Source organism: Thermus sp. KWY1 (genome assembly GCF_057547025.1).
Genome location: NZ_BAAJPG010000002.1, coordinates 20,419 through 35,693 on the forward strand (window position 1 = coordinate 20,419; position 15,275 = coordinate 35,693).

Below are 15,275 nucleotides of genomic sequence, written 5' to 3' on the forward strand. Positions count from 1 at the left end.
TCTATAGGTCCAGAAGGATGGTATCCCCCTCCAGCTTGGCGGGGAAGACCTTGACGGGCCTGGGGGCGGGAAGGGTCTGCCGGCCTGTTTTCAGGTCGAAGCGGGCTCCGTGCCGGGGGCAGACGATCTGGCCGTCTTCCACATCCCCCTCGTGGAGGGGGCCGTCGTCGTGGGTGCAGATGTCCTCCAGGGCGAAAACCTCCTCCCCGGTGTAGAGGAGGAGGATGGGCTTCCGGTGCTCGGGCCTTTTGACCACCAGCCTGCCGTTTTCCAGCTCGCTCAGCTTGGCCACCGGGGTCCACATGGCCTTCAGATTCTAACCTTTTCCTCGATCACCGCCTCGAGGTGGGCCCTTAGGGCCTTTAGAGGAATGCGGTTAAGGACGTCCGCCAGGTGGGCCTTGACCAAAAGCTCCTGGGCGAGGCTACGGGACAGGCCCCGGGACTGCAGGTAGAAGAGTTGCATCTCGTCCACGGGGGCGGTGGTGCTGCCGTGGGTGCAACGCACGTCGTTGGCCCCGATCTCCAGCTGGGGGATGGAGTCCACCCGGGCGGTGGGGGAGAGGATGAGGTTGCGGTTGGCCTGGTAGGCGTCGGTCTTCTGGGCTCCCCGCTCCAGCTTGATGAGGCCGGAAAAGACCGCCCGGGCCTCGTCCTTCACCGCTCCCTTGTAGAGGAGGTCGCTTCGGGTATGGTGCTCCACGTGGTGCTGCAGGGTGTAGTGGTCGAAGTGCTGGAGGCCGTGGCCGAAGTAAAGCCCCAGCATCTCGCTTTCCGCTCCCGGGCCCAACAGCTCCGAGGCCACCTCGCTCCGGGCGTAGCGCCCGCCCAGGTTCACCACCAGGTCGTTTAGGGCAGCATCCCGCTCCAGCAGGGCCCTTTGCCGGTGGAAGTGCCAGACCCCGTCGCCCAGGGTTTGCACGTGGGCGTGGCGCAGCCGGGCTCCAGGCCTCAAGACCATCTCCGTGGCGGAGAGGTGCAGGGTGGGGGGGAGGTCCAAGGAGAGGTACTCCTCGATGTAGGCGGCCTTGGCGTTGTCCTCCAGGAAGATGAGGCTCCGGCCCGCCGAGGCCTTGCCCCCTTCCAGCACCTTGAAGACCCCGAGGGGCTTTTCCACCTCGAGCCCCGCGGGTACGTAGAGGAAGGCCCCGTGGGTGAAGAAGGCGGAGTTTTCCGCGGCGAACTTGTCCTCCACGTAGACCCCCCGGAAGAGGGTGGCCTCCACCTTACCGGGGTGGGTCTTCAAGGCCTCGGCGAGGCTGGTGAAGACCAGGCCCTTGGCGGAAAGCTCCTCCGGCACCTCGGCGTAAACCAAATCCGGGCCCACGAAGACCAGAAAGCCCGAAACATCGGTCTTCTCCAGGCGGCGCTTCACCAGCTCGGGAAGTTCATCCCGGGAGAGGCTAAGCCCCTTGGGGGTTTCCACCTCCTGCTCCAGGGGGGCTTCAGAGAGATCCGTGTAGCGCCAGGCCTCGTCCTTCTTGCTGGGATAGGGGAGGCGGGCGAAGGCCTCGAGGGCTTTTAGCCTTTTCTCCAGCACCCAGCCCGGCTCCTTTAGGGCCCGGGAGATGGCTTCCACCTGCGTTTTGTCCAGTACCTGCATGAATCCTCCTAGCGCAAAGGTTAAGACCCTTGACGGAAGCCCTTAGCCTACGGAGCCCTCCATCTCCAGCTCGATGAGCCGGTTCAGCTCCACCGCATACTCCAGGGGCAGCTCCTTGGCGATGGGCTCGATGAAGCCCCGCACGATGAGGGCTGCGGCCTCGTCCTCCTTGAGGCCCCGGCTTTGCAGGTAGAAGATCTGCTCGTCGTTGATCTTGGACACCGTGGCCTCGTGGCCCACGTGGGCGGTGTCCTCCTCGATCTCGATGTAGGGGTAGGTGTCGGTGCGGCTCTCCGGGTCGATGAGAAGGGCGTCGCACTCCACATTGGCCTTGGCGCCCCTGGCTCCCTCCAGCACCTTCACCAGGCCCCGGTAGCTGGCCCGGCCCTCCCCCTTGGAGATGCTCTTGGAAACGATGGTGCCCGAGGTGTGGGGGGCTCCCAGGATGATCTTGGCCCCGGTGTCCTGGTGCTGGCCGGTCTTGGCAAAGGCGATGGAGAGGATTTCCGTGCGGGCCCCGGGTTCCAGGAGGTAGCTGGAAGGGTACTTCATGGTGACCTTGGAGCCCAGGTTGCCGTCCAGCCACTCATGGAAGGCATCCCCATAGACCAGGGCCCGTTGGGTCACCAGGTTGTACATGTTGGTGGACCAGTTCTGGATGGTGGTGTAGCGGCTCCGGGCCCCCCGCTTCACCACGATCTCGATGACCCCGGTGTGGAGGCTTTCCGTGGAGTACATGGGGGCGGTGCAGCCCTCGATGTAATGCACCTCGGCCCCCTCGTCCACGATGATCAGGGTGCGCTCAAACTGGCCGAACTCGGGGGTGTTGACCCGGAAGTAGGCCTGCAGGGGAAGCTCCACCTTTACCCCGGGGGGGATGTAGACGAAGGAGCCTCCGGACCAGGCGGCGGAGTTCAGGGCGGCGAACTTGTTGTCCTCCGGGGGGACCACCTTGGCGAAGTACTCCTTGAAGAGGTCCTCGTACTTCTTCATCCCCTCCTCGATGGCCACGAAGATGACCCCCTGCCGCTCCAGCTCCTCCCTGACCCGGTGGTAGACCATCTCCGAGTCGTACTGGGCCCCCACTCCGGCGAGCACCTTGCGCTCGGCCTCGGGGATGCCCAGGCGCTCGTAGGTCCGGCGGATCTCCTCCGGGATCTGCTCCCAGCTCTTGGCGTCCCTCACCTCTGCGGGCTTCACGTAGTAGACCAGGTTGTCCAGGTCCAGGCCCGAGAGGTCCGGGCCCCAGGTGGGCATGGGCTTCTTCTGGAAGATCTCCAAAGCCCGCAGGCGGAACTTCAGCATCCACTCGGGCTCCCCCTTGTGGTAGCTGATGGCCTCGATCACCCTCCGGGTGAGGCCCCGCTCGGCCACGAAGACCGGCTTGACCTCGTCCACGAAGTGGTACTTGTACTCTTCGCCCAGTGCCCTCAGATCGGCCTCGCTCATGCTTCCTCCTTCACCCTTTCCCGGAGCCACTCGTAACCCTTGGCCTCCAGCTCCAGGGCCAGCTCGGGGCCGCCCTCCGCCACGATGCGCCCGTCCATCATCACGTGCACCCGGTCGGGGACGATGTAGTTGAGAAGGCGCTGGTAGTGGGTGATGACCAGGGCGCCGAAGTTGGGCCCCCGCATGGCGTTCACCCCCCGGGCCACCACCTTTAGGGCGTCGATGTCCAGCCCGGAGTCGGTCTCGTCCAAGACGGCGTAGGTGGGTTCCAGGACCAGAAGCTGGAGGATTTCGTTCCGCTTCTTCTCCCCGCCGGAAAAGCCCTCGTTGAGGTAGCGGGAGAGGTAGCCCTCGTCCCAGTCCAGAAGCTCCAGGGCCCGCTTCACTTTGGCCCAGAACTCCGCCACCCCCACCTCCCGGCCCAGCTTGGCCTGCAGGGCCAGGCGCAGGAAGTTGGCGATGGTGACCCCCGGCACCTCCACGGGGTACTGGAAGGCCAGGAAGAGGCCCTTCCTCGCCCGCTCGTCCGGGGAGAGATCCAGGATGCTTTCCCCGTCCAGGAGGATATCCCCCCGTTCCACCGTGTACTCGGGGTCCCCGGCCAGGATCTTGCCCAGGGTGCTCTTCCCGGCCCCGTTGGGGCCCATGAGGGCGTGTACCTGGCCCTTGGGGACCACCAGGTTCACGCCCTTTAGGATGGTCTCGCCGTCAATGGAAGCCCAGAGGTCGCGGATTTCCAGCTGGTTCATCGTTCTGCCTCCTGATGCCGGGTCGGGTTCTTACTGCGACCCATTCGCAGTAAGAGTATAACCCCTCCACCCCCTAAAGTATAGTGATTTAGTCGGGATTTGCCAGGTGGAAGCCCAGGGCCTCGGGGAGGGCCAGGGGGGTGGGAGGAAGGCGCCTTTGAAGCTCGGGGCAGAAGCGGCCCAAAGCCCGGCCCAGCTGGAAGCGGAAGGGCTCGGGGAGAGGGCTTTTCCTCACCTCGGAAAGCTTTTGCCAGGCGGCCTCCTTCTCCCCCAGGCCCAGCAGGGCCAGCACCTCCACCGCCCGGGCCTGGGCTACAAGGCCAGGGTCCTCCAGGGGAGGGAGGGCCACCACCTGGGCCAGGGCCTCCCCCAGGTTGCCCTCGCGGACCAGGGTTTCGGCGTAGCTCAGGCGGGCCTGGGCCCTGAGGTAGGGGTTTTCCACATCCAAAAGGGGCTTCAGGAGGGCCTTTCCCTCGGCGGGGGGAAGGAGGAGGGCCAGGAGGCTTGCGGTGTCCAGCCGCAAGGCGGTGTAGCGATCCGTGGCTTCCCAGGGGATTTGCTCCAGGAGGTCCTCGAGGAGGCGCTGGGCCGTGGGGGCGTGAAGCCCTCCCAGGAAGGGGGCCCGGTAGGGCTGCCCCGCCTCCAAAAGGAGGTAGGTGGCCCCCAGGCGGAAGAGGGTGCGCAGATGGCGGTAGCGGGCTTCCTTGGGCCTCTCCTCCGTGGTGCGGAAGTAGGCCTCGGCGGGGACCAAAAGGTTTAGGGCGGCAAAGGGGCGGCCGCGGGCCGCCTCGAGGATCCCGGCCTCGCTTTCCACCCGGGCCCGGGTAAAGGGGTCCTCCGCTTCGGCCAGGGCCTTCTCAATGGCCCTTCCTGCCTCCTCGTACAGGCCCAGGCGCCGGAGGAGGGTGGCGTAGCGGGCCCGCACCCGGGCCACCTCGTCCTTGGGGGCACCCCCCTCCTCCAGGGCCTTCAGGCCCTCCTCCATGCGGGGCTTGGCCTCCAGGCTTCCTAAGCGCATGAGGAGGTCCCCCATCTGGTAGCGGGCCCTCCCCAGGAGGAGGGGGTCATGGCCCACCCGGGAGAGGGCCTCCAGGGCCTCCGGGTAGCGGCCCAGGTCCTTGGCCACCAGGCCCCGCCACAGGTACACCCGGTCCTGCAGGAAGGGGGCCACGGGAAGGCCCTGCGCCTCCTCCACAAAGCGGGCTGCCTTCTCGTAATCCCCCTTCCAGCGTTCCACCGCCGCCATGACCAAAAGCCCCTCCGCCTGGGCAGTGTCGTCCAGGAGTTTGAGGTCCTCCTTGGGGGGCAGAAGCTCCTCCGCTTCCTTGTAAAGGGCGGCATCCGCCTTGGCCTCGGCCGCCTTGATGCGGGCCCAGGTGCGCAAGGAGGGGTTTTGGGCCTCCGAGAGGACCCTGAGGGCTTCCTCCGCCTCGGGGTGGGCGTACTGGCCTAAGACGGCCCGGTAGCGCACCACCACCGCGGCCAGGGCCTCGAGGTCCTCCCGGGGCCAGGCCTGGGCTTCCTGCCAAAGCCCGGGAAGGAGGGCCAGCCGGGCGGGATCCTCCTGGAGAAGGTCCAGCAGTATCCGGGTTTCCCCCGCCTTGTAGGCGTGATGGAGCTTGCGGAAGAGGTTTTCCTTGGGGAAGTAGGCGAGGGCCAGGCGGTGGAGTTCCCTGGGGGCTTCCTGGGGAAGGAGGCTTCTTAGGGCGGGGCGCACCAAGCCTTCCCCCACCCAGTCCAAAAGGGCCCTTTCCGCCTGGGAAAGGCGTTCCAGAGGCTTACCCAGAGCTTTCTCTAAAAGCTCTGCGGGAAACGCGGGATCGGCCTCGGGGCTGAAGGCGGAGAGGGCCAGGAGCAGGGGCTTCAGGGCCGGGTCGTCCTGAAGGGGGGTCCTGGGGTCGTGCTTGGCGGCCTCCAGGAGGACCAGGCGGGAAAGCTCCCCGAAGTTGCGCCCCGCTTGGTTCACCAGGGCCTCCAGCCTTTCCGGGGGCAGATGGGGAAGCCGTTCCCGCACGAAGCGCCTGGCCTCCTCCCGGCTCGGGGGGGAAAGGGGCTGGTGGGGCAGGGTGGGGGGTGGCTCGCTTAAGGCCGCCACGTAGGGGATGGTCAGGGCCTTCAGGAAAGGTTCCAGCCAGGCGGCAAGCCCCCGTTGGGTGCCGTCTGGACCCCGCAGGGGAAGGCCTTCCAGGGTTCCCTCCGCCTCGGCCCGAAGCAGGAGGGGGCGGCCTTCCCGGTTCAGGCCCCGGGCCAAAAGGGCCAGCACCTCGTGTTCCAAGGCTCCCTGCAGGATGTAGGGCTGGGTGGGGGAGAGCTGGGCCAGAAGGGCCCGCACCTCCTCCCCTATTCCCAGGCCCTCGGCCAGGGGGACCAAGGCCTGGGCCAGTTCCCCTCCCAGGTTGAGGAGGAAGGGTTCCTTGCCTGGCAAAGCGGATAGGGCACGGCTCAAGGCCGCCAGGAGGACCCCCTTGCCCGTGGCCGGCCCCCCCACCACCACCATCTGGGGCCTCCCCCCGGCTTCCAGCTCCTTCAGAAAGCGGCGAAAGATGCGGCGCTTGTCCCGGCCCAGGGTCTTGCGGGCGCTTTCCAGGAAAAGCTCCGCCGGGGGAGGAGGGGGTGGGAGGCCTGCCTCCTGGTACAGGTCGGCGATGACCCCGTAAAGCCTCTCCTTCTCCTCGGGGCTCCCCAGGTCCTTGTAGAGGATGTTGCGCACGGTCCCCGCCTTCCCGCCCCGCTCGGCCATGAGGGCCTCGAGCCACCTTAGGGAGCCCCGCTTGCCCCGATGGTCCCGGCCCTTAAGGTGGGGACGGAGGTCTTCCAGGTAGCGTAGCCAGGGTGTATTGGCCTCTGGCATGGTGATTACACTATATCAGCTTTGGTGTGCCTTCGACCTACCACGGAAAAGGAACCTGCCGCCCCCCGAACCTGGAGGGCGGCAGAGCAGGCGTCCCCTAAACCTAGTGCACGGGTTCGTTGAACTGGGCCTCCTCGGTGGAGCCCTTGAGGGCCAGGGTGGAGGCCTCCCCCTGGGTGAGGGCCAGGACCACCTCGTCGAAGTAGCCCGCCCCCACCTCCCGCTGGTGCTTCACGGCGGTGAAGCCCTGGGCCTGGGCCAGGAACTCCTTCTGCTGGAGCTCCACGAAGGCAGGCATGCCCCGGGCCTTGTAGCCCTTGGCCAGCTCCCAGGTGTAGTAGTTCACGGTGTGCCAGCCCGCCAGGGTGATGAACTGGAACTTGTACCCCATCTCCCCCAGCTCCCGGTTGAACTTGGCGATGGTTTCGTCGTCCAGGAACTTCTTCCAGTTGAAGGAGGGGGAGAGGTTGTAGGCGAGGAGCTTATCCGGGAACTCCTTCTTCACCGCCTCGGCGAACTTGCGGGCCTCCTCCAGGTCGGGCTTGGAGGTTTCCATCCAGATGACATCGGCGTAGGGGGCGTAGGCCAGGGCCCGGGCGATTCCCGCCTCGAGGCCGTTTTTCACCCGGTAGAAGCCCTCGGGGGTGCGTTCCCCGGGCAGGATAAAGGGCCGATCCCGCTCGTCGATGTCGCTGGTGATGAGGGTGGCGGCCTCGGCGTCCGTGCGGGCGATGATCACCGTGGGCACCCCCATGATGTCCGCTGCCAGGCGGGCGGCCTGCAGGGTGCGGATGTGCTGGGAGGTGGGCACCAGGACCTTGCCCCCCAGGTGGCCGCACTTCTTCTCGGAGGCCAGCTGGTCCTCGTAGTGGATGCCGGCAGCCCCCGCCTCGATCATGGCCTTGGTGAGCTCAAAGACGTTCAAAGCCCCGCCGAAGCCCGCCTCGGCATCGGCCACGATGGGCACGTACCAGTCCCGGGTCACCTTGCCCTCGGAGCGCTCAATCATATCCGCTCGCATCAGGGCGTTGTTGATGCGCTTCACGATCTGGGGCACGGAGTTATAGGGGTAGAGGGACTGGTCGGGGTAGGTCTGCCAGGCCAGGTTGGCGTCGGCGGCCACCTGCCAGCCGGAGAGGTAGATGGCCTCCAAGCCGGCCCGCACCATCTCCACCGCCATGGCCCCGGTGTAGGCCCCGAAGGTGTGCACGTAGGGTCGCTCGTGCAGCAGCTGCCAGAGCTTCTCCGCTCCTCGCTTGGCCAGGGTGTACTCCACCTTCACGCTGGGGCGAAGCCGGACCACGTCCTCGGGCCGGTAGTCCCGCTTCACTCCCTTCCACCGGGGGTTGGTCGCCCAATCCCGCCGAAGCTCCTCCGCCTCCTGCCGCATCTCTGGGGTCAGCACGCTTAAGGGATCCATCCCTCACCTCCCAAGCCCAGTTTGGAGCCAGGAGGGATTACAGTGTAGGGTGTAAGGCAAGGGGCTTAACACCCCTTGCCGGTGTGTTCCTCCCTTAACTACACTGCTTCACTTCACCTGCTGGGCGGCGATGAGGAGGGGGTCCCAGACGGGGCTGTAGGGTGGGGCGTAGGCCAGGTCCAGGCTCAGGAGGTCCTCCACCGTGCCCCCCTGGTGCAGGAGGACGGCCAGGGCGTCGATGCGCAAGGCCCCGTGCCCATGGGCCACCACCGCCCCGCCCAGGAGTTTTCCCGTGCCCTCCTCGTAGATGAGTTCCACCCAAAGGGGCTGGCTTCCCGGGTAGTAGTGGGCTCCGTCCCGGCTTTGGATGAAGACCTTCCTGGCCTGGAAGCCCTCCCTTAAGGCCGCTTCCTGGGAAAGCCCGGTGGTGGCCACCGCCAGGCCGAAGGCCTTGAAGATGGCGGTGCCCACCACCCCGGCGAAGCGGGCCTCCTTGCCGGCGATCACCGCCCCGGCGGTGCGGCCGTGCTTGTTGGCCACATCCCCCAGGGGAAGCCAGTAGGGGCGCTTCAGCACCTGGTGGAAACTTTCCGCCACATCCCCGGCGGCATACACTCCCTCCAGGTTGGTATGCATCCTCTCGTCGGTGGCGATGGCCCCTGTGGGGCCTAAGGCTACCCCCATGGCTTGGGCCAAAAGGGTGTTGGGCTTGATCCCCGTGGCCACCAGCACCAGGTCGGCGGGCACCACGCCTTCCGAGGTCTCCACCGCCTCCACCCGGCCCTGGCCCCTTAGGGCCTTCACCTCCACCCCGGTCCAGACCTCCACCCCGTGCCGCTCCAGCTCCTCCTTAAGGAGGTTCCCCACCTCCTGGTCCCAGTGGGGTAGGGGACGGTCCTTGAGTTCCAGGAGGGTCACCTCGAGGCCCCGTTTGCGGAAGGCCTCGGCCACCTCGAGGCCAATGTACCCGGCCCCCAGGATGGCAGCCCTTTGGGCTCCCTCCAGGGCCTTGAGGAGGCTTTCCCCATCCTCCATGCTCCTTAAGGTGTAGACCCCTTCCTGCTCCGTGCCCGGGATGGGGGGAAGGCTCGGCCTGGCCCCGGTGGCCAGGACCAGGTAGTCGTACCGGTCCTGGAAAGTGCGTCGCTCCTGGTGGTCAAAGACGGTGAGGGTCTTAAGCTCCGGGTCCACGTCCACCACCTCGTGATGGACGTGGATGTGGATCCCCTGCTTCCGGAACTCCTCCGGGGTCCTGGCCACCAGCTTTTCCAGACGGGGGATCTCCCCGGAAAGCACGTAAGGCAGGCCGCAGGCCCCGTAGGAAACCCACCCTGATTTCTCGTAGACCACCACCTCCAGGTCCGGGTTCTCCCGCTTGGCCTTGGCGGCGGCGGAGGCCCCGCCCGCCACCCCCCCGATCACCACCAGCCGCTTGCCCATAGGGGGTATTGTGCCACAGGCGGGGTGGGCGGGATGTCCCGGGGAAAGGGCAGGGGGTGGCTACCGCGGGGGCCCAGGCACCTCCTGCCGCACCAGCCGCCCTCCCTTGAGGTAGAGGATCCGTTCCGCCTGGGCGGCCAGCTCCAGGTCGTGGGTGACCAGGATCAGGGTGCGCTTTTTCCCGGCTTCAAAGAGTAAGGATGCCACCTGCTCCCGGGAGGTGGCGTCCAGGTTGCCGGTGGGCTCGTCGGCGAAGAGGATGGGGGGGTCCAGGGCCAGGGCCCGGGCCAAGGCCACCCGTTGCTGTTCCCCGCCGGAAAGGCGGCTTGGCAGGTGGTGGGCCCTTTCCAGAAGCCCCACCCTTTCCAGTAGCTCCAAGGCCCTTTCCTTGCGGGCTTTAGGGGGAAGGCCCGCAAGGAGGAGGGGAAAGGCCACGTTTTCCCAGGCGGTGAGGGTAGGGATGAGGTTCCACTGCTGGAAGACAAAGCCCATGTGCTGAAGGCGCACCTCGGCCCTTTGGTCCTCGGAAAGCCGGTGCAGGGCCAGCTCCCCCAGGTACACCCCTCCTTCCGTGGGCAGGTCAAAGCCCGCAAGGAGGTTTAGCAGGGTGGTTTTGCCGCTACCCGAGGGTCCCACCACCGCGGTGCTTCCTTGGGGGAAGGCGAAGGTAAACCCTTCCAGGGCCACCACTTCCTTCTCCCCTTGCCGGTAGCGCTTGCCGAGGTTTTCCGCCCGAAGGACGCTCGTCATATCCTTTCCTATCTCCTGGCTTCTCCGGAAGGGCCTAGGGAAGAGGGTTTACTCCCGGGGAAGCCAAGGTGGTCTCAAACCCTCCCCAAAGCCTCCACCACGGGAATCCGGCTGGCGTGGTAGGCGGGAAGGATTCCCGCGGAAAGCCCAAGCCCCAGGGCCACCAGAAGGGCGAAAAGGGAAAGCCTGGGGGTGACGGCGGAAAGGGCTAAGCCCACCTGCTCCAGGGTGTAGAGGTTGATGGCCTGGGAAACCGCGCTTCCCAGGAGGAGGCCCAGTAGCCCCCCCAAGGAGGAGAGGAGGAGGGCCTCCAGCACCACCAGCCGGAAGATGAAGCCCCGCTTGGCCCCGAAGGCGCGCATGACCCCGAACTCCCGGGTGCGCTCGTACACGGACATCATCACCGTGTTGGCCACCAGAAGCCCCCCCACCACCAGGGCCACCAGGCTGATGCCGAAGCGCACCAGGTCGCTGATGCGCAAGGCCCTTTCCGCAAAGCGCATCACGTCCCCCGTGGTCTGGGCCTTGAGGCCGGGGAGGCTGGCCTCGAGGGCCCGGGCCACCTCCTCCGCCTTCTGCCCGGGGTTCAGGGCCACGAGAAGCGCGGTGTAGTTTTGCGTGCCCAAGACCTCCTGCAAGGGCTTTAGCGGCACGAAGATGAGGTTGTCGGCAAGCCCCCCGCTTTCCTCCAGGATGCCCTCCACCCGTAGCTCTACCCGGGGGGAAAGCCTGAGGGGGCTTCCTAAGGAAAGCTGGCTCCGCTTGGCCACCTTGGCCCCCACGATGGCTCCCTTGGCCGAGGGAAGAAGCCGGCCTTCCCGGACCTTCACCCCGGGGTAGAGGAGGTCGGGGGCCACGCCTTGCGGGAGGCCCTGGAAAAAGAAGCTCGTTTGGGGGTCAAACCCTCCCCGGGCCAGGAAGAGGGTGGGGATGATGCTCCTCACCCCCAGCTCCTTCCCCGCTGCCACCGCCCGCCGGTACTCCTCGGGGGTGATCTCGGGGTAGCCGGAAAACCCCAGGCCCTCCATGCCCTCGGGGACCAGCTGGATGGCGGGGCCCACCCGGGCGAGCTCCTGGGCCAGGGAGCGCCTTAAGCCTTCCCCGAAGGAGAGGAAGAGGACCATGCTGGTGGTGGCGATGAGCACCCCCAGGAGGGTGAGGAGGCTGCGCACGGGGCGGGCCAGGAGGTTACGGAGGACCATGGAAAGGATTTCCATCTTCTCAAGCTTATTCCTGGTGCGGAAAGCGGACGTGCCGGGGCCCACAGAGGGCCAAACACCGGGGATGGCCTTCTAGATGAGTCTTTCCACGAAGCGGGTTTCTATTTCCTCCAGGAACTGGCTGGGGTCCACCTTCTTGCGCTCGGGGTGCTGGTAGTAGGCCTTTTCCGCCTCCTGAAAGTTCTCGTGGCCCACGAACCACAAAAACTCCCGCTCCCCGATCCAGTAGGCCCCCAGGACCTGGAAACCCGTGGCCTGGCGCAAGGGAACGATGACCTCCAGGAACACCTTCTGAAAAGCCTCCCTGGTGCCTTCCTTAAGCCGGTAGCGGCGCATCTGGACCGTCATGGTCCAAGCTTACCCTTAAGGATCCAAGGATTCCAGCAGCTCCAAGAAGGCCCTAGGGGACAGCACCGGGGGTTCCGGGTGGGCAAGCCCGAGCAGGTGTCGGTCCCCCGATACCAAGACCCTGGCCCTCGAGGCCCGGGCCAAGGCCACCAGGTAATCGTCCCCGGGATCCGGCGAGAGGCCGGGGGTTTCCGGGGGGTCGGGGACCACCTCCCCCCAGCGGACCAGGAAGGCCAGGTAGTCCTGGACCTCCTCGAGGCTCACGTAGTCCCGGAACTTGGGTCTTTTTAGGACCCGTTCGGCTTCCTCAAGAAGCTTGGGGGAGAGGACGAGCTGGAAGCGCCCTTTCACCAAGAGGCGCAAAAGTTGCGCCGGGGCTCCCTGGGAGGAAAGGAGAGCCGCCACCAGCACCCCTGGGTCAAGGACCGCGCGGATCATCCCCGGGAGGCGTGGAGCTCCTGGTAGGCCAGCCTCAGGGCCTCTTCCTCGGAGAGGGGGCCTTTAGCCAGAAGGGCCTCGAGGCGTTCCAGGCCCAGGTAGTGGCGCAAGGCCCGCTCCACCAGCTCCGACTCCCTTAGACCCAGGCTTGCCGCCCGCACCTTGGCGGCCCGGAGCACCTCTTCCTCCAGGTACAGGGTGGTTTTGCGCCTGGCCATGTCACCATTTTGACGGCATGAGGGTTTGACGTCAAAGGGGTGAAGGCCAGCGCGTTGAGCCCCTATAATCAAAGGCATGCGCACGGCGGAGATCCGGGAGAAGTACCTGTCTTTTTTTGAGGGCAAAGGGCACCTGCGCCTTCCCTCCTTTAGCCTCATCCCCGAGAACGACCCCTCCCTCCTCTTCACCTCGGCGGGCATGGCTCCCCTAAAGCCCTACTTCCTGGGGGCCAAGCCCATCTTCGGGGGCAAGGAGTGGCGAAGGATCACCACCTGCCAGAAGTGCCTCAGGGTGGGGGACATAGAAAACGTGGGGAGAACCGCCCGGCACAACACCTTCTTCGAGATGCTGGGCAACTTCTCCTTTGGGGACTACTTCAAGAAGGAGGCCATCCTCTGGGCCTGGGAGTTCCTCACCGACCCCAAGTGGCTGGGCCTGGACCCGGATCGGCTCTGGGTCACGGTCTACGAGGACGACGACGAGGCCTACGCCATCTGGCGGGACCTGGTGGGGGTGCCCGAGGAAAAGATCGGCCGCTTCGGGGAGGACGAGAACTACTGGCCGGGAGGGGCCATCACCCACGGGCCCAACGGGCCCTCGGGCCCTTGCTCGGAGATCTTCTACGACCGGGGCCCGGCCTTCGGCACCCCGGACGAAACCGGTCCCAACACGGGAAGCGGGGACCGGTTCGTGGAGATCTGGAACCTGGTCTTCACCCAGTACGACCGCCAAGGCCCCATCCCCGGCCCCGGGATCCTCAAGCCCCTGCCCCAGAAGAACATCGACACCGGCATGGGCCTGTACCGGGTGGCGGCCATCCTGCAGGACGTGGAGGACTTCTACCGCACGGACACCTTCTACCCCATCATCGAAAGGGTGGCCCTCTTTAGCGGTAAGCCCTACGAGGGGACGGCCTCGGTGAGCCACCGGGTCATCGCCGACCACATCCGGGCGGTGGTGGCGGCCTTGGCCGATGGGGTGACCTTCTCCAACACCGGCCGGGGCTACGTGATCCGCAGGTTGCTTCGCCGGGCCCTCCGCCACGGTTACCTTTTGGGCCTGCAGGAACCCTTCCTCCACCGCCTGGCCCCGGTGGTGGCGGAGCTTCTTGGGGACTTCTACCCGGAGATGCGGGAGAACCTTCCCGCGGTGGAGAAGCAGATCCGCCTCGAGGAGGAGCGCTTCCTGGAAACCCTGGAGGGGGGCTTGAAGCGGCTGGACACCCTGCTTTCGGGCCTTAGGCCCGGGGAGGTGCTTCCGGGGGCGGAGGCCTTCCGCCTCTACGACACCTACGGTTTCCCCCTGGACCTCACGGTGGAGATCGCCGCGGAAAGGGGCTTCGGGGTGGACACCGAGGGTTTCAAACGGGCCATGGAGGAGCAGCAGGAGCGTTCCCGGGCGGCCATGGCCTTTGAGCGGGAGATCTTCAAGAAGAGCGCCCAGGTGCTGGAGGAGCTCTACGCGGAACGGGGGGCCACGGAGTTCTTGGGCTACGGGACCCTGGAGGCGGAGGGCACGGTCTTGGCCCTTCTGGCGGGGGACCAAAGCCTGGAGGAGGCGGGCCCCGGGACCGAGGTCCAGGTGGTCTTGGACCGGACTCCCTTCTACGCGGAAGGGGGGGGACAGATTGGGGACTTCGGCCACCTGGAGTGGCCCTCGGGCCGGGCCAGGGTGGAGACCACCCTCAAGACGGAAAGGGGGATCTTCCTGCACCGGGCCAAGGTGGAGGAGGGCACCCTCCGGGTGGGGGAAAGGGTGCGGGCGGTGGTGGACCCTGCCCGCCGGGACACGGAGCGCCACCACACCGCCACCCACCTCCTCCACGCCGCTTTGAGGGCGGTCCTGGGCCCCCATGTGCGCCAGGCGGGGAGCCTGGTGGCCCCGGACCGCCTGCGCTTTGACTTCACCCACCCCGAGCCCCTGACCCAGGAGGAGCTGGAGCGGATTGAGCTTTTGGTGAACCGCTGGATCCTGGCGGATTTCCCCGTCACCTGGCGCTACCTGCCCCTGGAGGAGGCCAAGCGGGAAGGGGCCATGGCCCTTTTCGGGGAGAAGTACGGGGAGGTGGTGCGGGTGGTGCGGGTGGAGGGAAGCCCCCTGCCTGGGGTGGAGTCCAAGGAGCTTTGCGGGGGCACCCACGTGCGGCGCACGGGGGAGATCGGGGCTTTCCTCATCCAGAAGGAGGAGGCGGTTTCCGCCGGGGTGAGGCGCCTCGAGGCGGTGGCCGGGGAATGGGCGGTGCGCTTCGCCCGCGGGGCCTTGAACCGCATGAGGGCTTTGGCCGAGAGGCTTTCCGTGGGGGAGGCCAACCTGGAGGAGCGGCTGGAGAGGCTCTTGCAGGAGCTCAAGGCCAAGGAAAAGGAGGTGGAAAGCCTTAAGGCGCGCCTGGTGCAGGCGGAGCTTAAGAAGGAGGTCGCCCTTTCGGAGAAGGGAGGCTTGCGCTACGGGGTGCTGGAGCTTTCCGGGGTGGATATGGCCGCCTTGCGCCAGGCGGCGGACGATCTGGTGGCCAAGGGGGCGGATGTGGCCCTGGTCCTGAGCGGGGGGCAGGCGGTGCTGAAGCTTTCCCCAAAGGCCCAGGAAAGGGGCCTCGAGGCGGGGGCCCTCTTCCGAGCCCTCGCGGAGCGGGCGGGAGGCCGGGGGGGTGGAAAGGGAGCCCTGGCCCAGGGGGCAGGGCTTTCCCCGGAAAAGGCCCGGGCGGCTCTTCCCGACCTCCTTCCTTGAGGGAGGCCCCTGGCCTTGCCGGGGTGCCTGGCAGGGGACACCCTCCCCCGGTAAAATGAGCCCAT

General features: G+C 66.6%; 13 protein-coding genes. 1 reads left to right on the top strand and 12 read right to left on the bottom strand.

Annotation, left to right across the window (positions count from 1 at the left end; translation table 11 throughout):
* Position 1: 1 nt before the first annotated feature.
* From AC27GT_RS00725 to AC27GT_RS00780, 12 genes are all read right to left on the bottom strand, one after another.
* Positions 2-304 (bottom strand): Rieske (2Fe-2S) protein, encoded by a 303-nt coding sequence (locus tag AC27GT_RS00725; protein WP_015716309.1) that lies wholly within the window; start codon positions 302-304, stop codon positions 2-4.
* Positions 305-309: 5 nt separating this feature from the next.
* On the bottom strand, positions 310-1,602 hold the full coding sequence (gene sufD, locus AC27GT_RS00730; protein WP_015716310.1) for a Fe-S cluster assembly protein SufD: 1,293 nt from the start codon (positions 1,600-1,602) through the stop codon (positions 310-312).
* 42 nt (positions 1,603-1,644) lie between these two features.
* A complete protein-coding gene (gene sufB, locus AC27GT_RS00735; protein WP_015716311.1) occupies positions 1,645-3,051 on the bottom strand; it encodes a Fe-S cluster assembly protein SufB in 1,407 nt (468 codons plus the stop codon).
* A complete protein-coding gene (gene sufC, locus AC27GT_RS00740) occupies positions 3,048-3,800 on the bottom strand; it encodes a Fe-S cluster assembly ATPase SufC (protein ID WP_487223377.1) in 753 nt (250 codons plus the stop codon). The genes sufB and sufC overlap by 4 nt, the downstream gene beginning before the upstream one ends.
* Positions 3,801-3,888: 88 nt before the next feature.
* Complete coding sequence (locus AC27GT_RS00745) at positions 3,889-6,651, bottom strand: tetratricopeptide repeat protein (protein ID WP_487223378.1); 2,763 nt, start codon at positions 6,649-6,651, stop codon at positions 3,889-3,891.
* Positions 6,652-6,754: 103 nt separating this feature from the next.
* Positions 6,755-8,071 carry an isocitrate lyase gene (gene aceA / locus AC27GT_RS00750; protein WP_038071360.1) on the bottom strand — a complete coding sequence of 439 codons (1,317 nt, stop codon included), beginning with the start codon at positions 8,069-8,071 and terminating at the stop codon, positions 6,755-6,757.
* A 108-nt stretch (positions 8,072-8,179) separates the two neighbouring features.
* Positions 8,180-9,511, bottom strand: a complete 1,332-nt coding sequence (locus AC27GT_RS00755; protein ID WP_487223379.1) for an FAD-dependent oxidoreductase — start codon at positions 9,509-9,511, stop codon at positions 8,180-8,182.
* Between the two features lie 60 nt (positions 9,512-9,571).
* A complete protein-coding gene (locus tag AC27GT_RS00760; RefSeq protein WP_487223380.1) occupies positions 9,572-10,261 on the bottom strand; it encodes an ABC transporter ATP-binding protein in 690 nt (229 codons plus the stop codon).
* A 74-nt stretch (positions 10,262-10,335) separates the two neighbouring features.
* Positions 10,336-11,478, bottom strand: coding sequence for an ABC transporter permease (locus AC27GT_RS00765; protein ID WP_487223381.1), 1,143 nt, complete (start codon positions 11,476-11,478; stop codon positions 10,336-10,338).
* A 75-nt stretch (positions 11,479-11,553) separates the two neighbouring features.
* Entirely contained in the window at positions 11,554-11,829 is a 276-nt protein-coding gene (locus tag AC27GT_RS00770) for an NIPSNAP family protein (protein ID WP_015716318.1), read from the bottom strand.
* Between the two features lie 15 nt (positions 11,830-11,844).
* Positions 11,845-12,267 carry a putative toxin-antitoxin system toxin component, PIN family gene (locus AC27GT_RS00775; RefSeq protein ID WP_015716319.1) on the bottom strand — a complete coding sequence of 141 codons (423 nt, stop codon included), beginning with the start codon at positions 12,265-12,267 and terminating at the stop codon, positions 11,845-11,847.
* Positions 12,264-12,485 (bottom strand): hypothetical protein, encoded by a 222-nt coding sequence (locus AC27GT_RS00780; protein WP_015716320.1) that lies wholly within the window; start codon positions 12,483-12,485, stop codon positions 12,264-12,266. The genes AC27GT_RS00775 and AC27GT_RS00780 overlap by 4 nt, the downstream gene beginning before the upstream one ends.
* A gap of 76 nt (positions 12,486-12,561) precedes the next feature.
* Here AC27GT_RS00780 and alaS point away from each other — a divergent pair, with 76 nt between their 5' ends.
* Positions 12,562-15,210: an alanine--tRNA ligase gene (gene alaS, locus AC27GT_RS00785; protein ID WP_015716321.1), complete on the top strand. Its 2,649-nt coding sequence runs from the start codon at positions 12,562-12,564 to the stop codon at positions 15,208-15,210.
* Positions 15,211-15,275 lie beyond the last annotated feature (65 nt).

Excerpts from the sequence above, each read along its gene's own strand:
- AC27GT_RS00725 (WP_015716309.1), bottom strand. The coding sequence starts at position 304 with ATGTGGACCCCGGTGGCCAAGCTGAGCGAGCTGGAAAACGGCAGGCTG.
- sufD (WP_015716310.1), bottom strand. The coding sequence starts at position 1,602 with ATGCAGGTACTGGACAAAACGCAGGTGGAAGCCATCTCCCGGGCCCTA.
- sufB (WP_015716311.1), bottom strand. The coding sequence starts at position 3,051 with ATGAGCGAGGCCGATCTGAGGGCACTGGGCGAAGAGTACAAGTACCAC.
- sufC (WP_487223377.1), bottom strand. The coding sequence starts at position 3,800 with ATGAACCAGCTGGAAATCCGCGACCTCTGGGCTTCCATTGACGGCGAG.
- AC27GT_RS00745 (WP_487223378.1), bottom strand. The coding sequence starts at position 6,651 with ATGCCAGAGGCCAATACACCCTGGCTACGCTACCTGGAAGACCTCCGT.
- aceA (WP_038071360.1), bottom strand. The coding sequence starts at position 8,071 with ATGGATCCCTTAAGCGTGCTGACCCCAGAGATGCGGCAGGAGGCGGAG.
- AC27GT_RS00755 (WP_487223379.1), bottom strand. The coding sequence starts at position 9,511 with ATGGGCAAGCGGCTGGTGGTGATCGGGGGGGTGGCGGGCGGGGCCTCC.
- AC27GT_RS00760 (WP_487223380.1), bottom strand. The coding sequence starts at position 10,261 with ATGACGAGCGTCCTTCGGGCGGAAAACCTCGGCAAGCGCTACCGGCAA.
- AC27GT_RS00765 (WP_487223381.1), bottom strand. The coding sequence starts at position 11,478 with ATGGAAATCCTTTCCATGGTCCTCCGTAACCTCCTGGCCCGCCCCGTG.
- AC27GT_RS00770 (WP_015716318.1), bottom strand. The coding sequence starts at position 11,829 with ATGACGGTCCAGATGCGCCGCTACCGGCTTAAGGAAGGCACCAGGGAG.
- AC27GT_RS00775 (WP_015716319.1), bottom strand. The coding sequence starts at position 12,267 with ATGATCCGCGCGGTCCTTGACCCAGGGGTGCTGGTGGCGGCTCTCCTT.
- AC27GT_RS00780 (WP_015716320.1), bottom strand. The coding sequence starts at position 12,485 with ATGGCCAGGCGCAAAACCACCCTGTACCTGGAGGAAGAGGTGCTCCGG.
- alaS (WP_015716321.1), top strand. The coding sequence starts at position 12,562 with ATGCGCACGGCGGAGATCCGGGAGAAGTACCTGTCTTTTTTTGAGGGC.